This window comes from Microcystis sp. M49636_WE2, assembly GCF_030065375.1.
In the GTDB taxonomy this organism is placed as follows: Bacteria; Cyanobacteriota; Cyanobacteriia; order Cyanobacteriales; family Microcystaceae; genus Microcystis; species Microcystis aeruginosa_C.
This window is the reverse complement of the sequence record NZ_JASJFG010000347.1, coordinates 1-4,106: the sequence shown is the minus strand read 5'-3', so window position 1 is coordinate 4,106 and position 4,106 is coordinate 1. Positions and strand designations below refer to the sequence as shown.

At 40.0% G+C, this 4,106-nt stretch carries 4 protein-coding genes and 2 pseudogenes; all 6 read right to left on the bottom strand.

From position 1 onward, the window contains the following. A pseudogene (locus PX484_RS08290) lies at positions 1 to 109 on the bottom strand (Red carotenoid-binding protein); the annotation flags it as partial. 301 nt (positions 110 to 410) lie between these two features. After that, positions 411 to 1,169, bottom strand: a complete 759-nt coding sequence (locus PX484_RS08285) for an ABC transporter ATP-binding protein (RefSeq protein ID WP_287667445.1) — start codon at positions 1,167 to 1,169, stop codon at positions 411 to 413. A 70-nt stretch (positions 1,170 to 1,239) separates the two neighbouring features. After that, positions 1,240 to 2,055 (bottom strand): ABC transporter permease, encoded by an 816-nt coding sequence (locus tag PX484_RS08280; RefSeq protein WP_287766116.1) that lies wholly within the window; start codon positions 2,053 to 2,055, stop codon positions 1,240 to 1,242. Positions 2,056 to 2,141: 86 nt separating this feature from the next. Then, on the bottom strand, positions 2,142 to 3,182 hold the full coding sequence (locus PX484_RS08275; RefSeq protein WP_287766115.1) for an ABC transporter substrate-binding protein: 1,041 nt from the start codon (positions 3,180 to 3,182) through the stop codon (positions 2,142 to 2,144). A gap of 63 nt (positions 3,183 to 3,245) precedes the next feature. Beyond that, positions 3,246 to 3,935, bottom strand: coding sequence for a hydrogenase nickel incorporation protein HypB (hypB, locus tag PX484_RS08270; protein ID WP_287766113.1), 690 nt, complete (start codon positions 3,933 to 3,935; stop codon positions 3,246 to 3,248). A gap of 58 nt (positions 3,936 to 3,993) precedes the next feature. Beyond that, positions 3,994 to 4,106 (bottom strand): annotated as a pseudogene (locus tag PX484_RS08265) (hydrogenase maturation nickel metallochaperone HypA); the annotation flags it as partial.

Here is a 4,106-nt window from a genome sequence, read left to right as displayed (position 1 = left end):
GTTGATCTTCGGTATTCAGCTGATTGAAACGCGCAATCGTGGCAGGAACCACATCCGCTGATAGCGTGTTGGGGAAAATGCTCCGCGCTGATTCGATCGTAAACGGCATAGATTCACCTTGAAGTAAAGTTTTGTATCAATCTACCAGCATTCTATCATATTTGCGCCCCAAGGCAGCACCCCCGGGGAAACTTTCCCAAAAAAAGCTGTACTTTAGATCACACTTACCCGGGATTATCACAAAATCTTAATGGTTGAACAACTGTTCTATCACTTATCTAGGGTTTGCGGCAGCAACGAGCGATCGCTGTTTGGCGATGCTAGATAACCGAAAGTATCTCTAAAGGATGATTTTTGCTGCTCTAACTCGTTTTCAACCCGGGACTACTCTTGATCATCCCTAGTTTTTTCTAGCATTTCTCACCCCGTAGCAGGCCGTAAATTTGATCCGTATAGTCATAAAACTGAGCTTGTCGTTTAATTTTATAATTACGATCTACGGGTAAATTAATTGTTAATTCCCGTTGTATAGTCCCGGGCCTAGCACTCAAAACATAAATACGTTGAGCCAAAAAAACCGCTTCATCCACATCATGGGTAATCATTAAAATACTACACCTGATTTTTTGCCAAATTTCAATTAAATATTCGTGCATTCTTTCTTTGGTTTGTACATCTAAAGCTGCAAAGGGTTCGTCCATTAATAAGACTTTGGGATGACAGGCAAGAGAGCGGGCGATCGCAACCCGTTGTTTCATCCCACCCGATAGTTCTCTGGGGTAAGCATTAGCGAATTGGATTAAACCGACAATATCCAGATAATAACAGGCCACTTCCCAGCATTCTTTTGTCGATAATCCCTGTAGTTTTAAGCCAAATTCAACATTTTTTTGGATCGTCATCCAGGGATAGAGTGTATAATTTTGAAAAACCATGCCGCGATCGGCTCCTGGCCCTGTCACTTCAACACCATCAACGGTAATTTTGCCGGAAGTGGGCAATTCTAAACCCGCAATCATTCGCAACAAAGTCGATTTTCCCGAACCAGAGGCCCCGACCGCACAGACAAATTCAGCACTTTCAACGTGTAAATTAATATCTTTCAGAGCGACCACAGCACCTCGTTTAGTGGTGAAAATTTTATTGATTTGAGTAATTTCTAAGTGCATTAAGGTTCTTCTCTTATCATTAAAATAACTTTACTGGTGACAGAATAAACTCTGTTATTGAGTTTTTAAGTTAACGAGTAATTGACCATTTACAAGTCCAATGCAAAAACAAACGAAAACTTAAATCTAGGGCAAAGCCAATAATTCCCAGGACAATTAAACAGGCAAAAATTTCATCGGTTCTCAGAAATTTCTGGGCTAATAAAATGCGTTTGCCTAATCCATTATCCGCCGCCACTAATTCCGCCACTACTACCAAATTCCAGGCGGCTGCCATATTAACCCGAAAAGTATCAATAATATTAGGAATAATATAGGGAGTAATCACTTTAAATAAAACCTGTTTTCGCGTTCCTCCAAGGGTATAAGTTACTTCGATAAATTCACGGGGAATGAACTTAACTGCATCCATAATCATCAGGGTATTAAAGAAAATTGTCCCGATAAAAATCAGCATAATTTTTGACGTTTCTCCAATACCCAAATAAATAACCAATAGAGGAATAAAAGCAGGAGCGGGCATATAACGTACAACGCCAATGATCGGTTCCATTAAACTACGAATACTCGGAAAAGTTCCCATTAAAATCCCTAGGGGAATAGCAAACAATCCTCCTAAAAAAAAGCCCCCAACTACTCGTAAAAAACTGGTAATAGTATCTTGAATTAAAAAGCCCTGTTCTGCTAATTTTCCTAAGGCCTGAATAACGGCTAAAGGAGAAGGCAAAAATACGGATTCAATGCCCGCAAAACTAGAGATTAGTAACCAGAAAATAAGCGGGACAATAATAGAGGAAACCATTAAAGTCCATTTGAGGGATTCGGGAATATCCTCGGTAATCCGCCAAAAAGTGCTTTGAGGAAGCGTTTTATGTGTTGTGGTCATGGGATTTGCCAAAGAAAAGAATAATTTTGATAGCCAATATCACCCAGTTATCAAACAATTCTTGAAGTCAATGATTAAGGGACTAATTAGGATTTTTTGTCTTGATTTGCCAACGCCTTGACAAATTGGGCATCTAAAATGGTTGTTAGATCGGGGACTTTTTTAATAAAGCCAACTTCCCTCATAAAATCAGCCATTTTTTGAGCGGCAAAGGGCATATTTTTCATGGTTTTCCCCGGACTAAAGGCTTCTAGGTTTTCTTCTAAGGTGAAAAACTTCGTTCCCTCTTTATATAAGGCCAATTCTTCTGTGCTAATGCCCGCACGCTTGGCCATAATCTCATCGGCTTTTTGGGGATTTTTAGCCATAAACTCTCGAACATCAAACCAGGTTTTGACAAGAGCCTGAACCTGTTCTGGTTTTTCTTTTATTAATTTGGCACTGACAACTAACAAATCAGGAATAGCACCTGGAAAAGCTTTAGAACTAATTAATTCTTTAGAACCTTTTCGTTTAAGGGCCGTTGACCAAAAGGGTGGAAAAGCGGCCACTGCATCGACTTTTCCCGATGCAAAAGCGGCGGCGGCAGCCCCTGTTTCCATGGGGACAATTTGCACATCTTTACGACTCATTCCCTCTTTTTCTAGGGCTAAACTGAGGAGAAAGTCACCAACAACGCCTTCTTCAACAGCAACTTTTTTGCCTTTTAAATCTTGAATCGTTTTAATCTCTTCTGTGACAATAACTTTGTCATTTCCTGACGAGTTATCATTAACTAAAACAGCAACCTGACCATTCACTGCATCTCCCGCAAAAGCGATTGTATCGTTGAGAGTTTGGCTATTTCCATCTAATTGTCCGGCAGCTAAAGCTTGCAAGGATTCAAGATAACCATCAAACCATTTCATTTGAACATTAGCCCCATTTTTAGCAAATAATCCCTCCTCTTCAGCGATCGCCCAGGGCCACCAACCGGCCCAATTACTATAACCAATGACAATGGGGGCAGTATTACTCAGAGAACTACTTGCATTGGGGGTTTGCTGAGGAGCTTGATTACAACTAATGGTCAGCAGTAAGCTACTAAAAAAAACGAGAAGTAAGGAGAAAAAATTGCGCCGTTTCATAGGTAATAGCCTTTAGAGATGACAGCTAGTAAAACAGAAATAAATCTCAAAAACTGTTACTGATTAACAATTCAAAAAACTCGGTCTATTGACTTGGCTTTTTAGCCAATTTAACCAGTCTTCTAAACCTTCTCCTGTTTGAGCAGAAAGAGCAATAATCTTTACATCGGGATTCATAGAACGAACATTTGCCTCTAAACGTTTTAAATCAATCTCTAAATAAGGAGCCAGATCTAATTTGGTAATAATCAGACAATCCGCTTCTTGAAACATAATTGGATATTTAAGGGGTTTATCTTCTCCTTCAGTAATACTTAATAGAGCAACTTTAGCGTGTTCCCCTACCTCAAATTCGGCGGGACAAACTAAATTTCCCACATTTTCCACCAACAATAAATCAAACTCTTTGGGGTTATAATCTTCTTTGAAACGATGAATTCCCCCGGCTACCATTTTGGAATCTAAGTGACAGGAGCGACCAGTATTAATGGCAATCACGGGAACTCCATATTGTCTCAGGCGCTCTGCATCTAGTTCTGTAGTCATATCACCTTCAATAACAGCCATTTTTAATTGATCTTTTAAGGCTGCGAGGGTTTTTTCCAATAACACAGTTTTACCCGCACCTGGACTACTCATCAGGTTTAAACAGGTAATGCCCCACTCGTCAAAATGTTCCCGGTTGTGATCGGCTCCTGCTTGATTGGCATGAAGTAGATTAATTTCTAGGGCTGCGTCAAAAGTTTGGTGCATTTTAGTTGAGAATGAATAATTGATCATCGAACTTGTAGAAGCGATCGCCCAACTTTGTTTAAGAATCTAAAGAATATTCAATGTGGTCAATTTTTAACTCTCGACCTGAACGAATATCCTCCATCGGCGATCGACAAGTTGGGCAGGAATATTGCTGGCCAATTTGGGGTT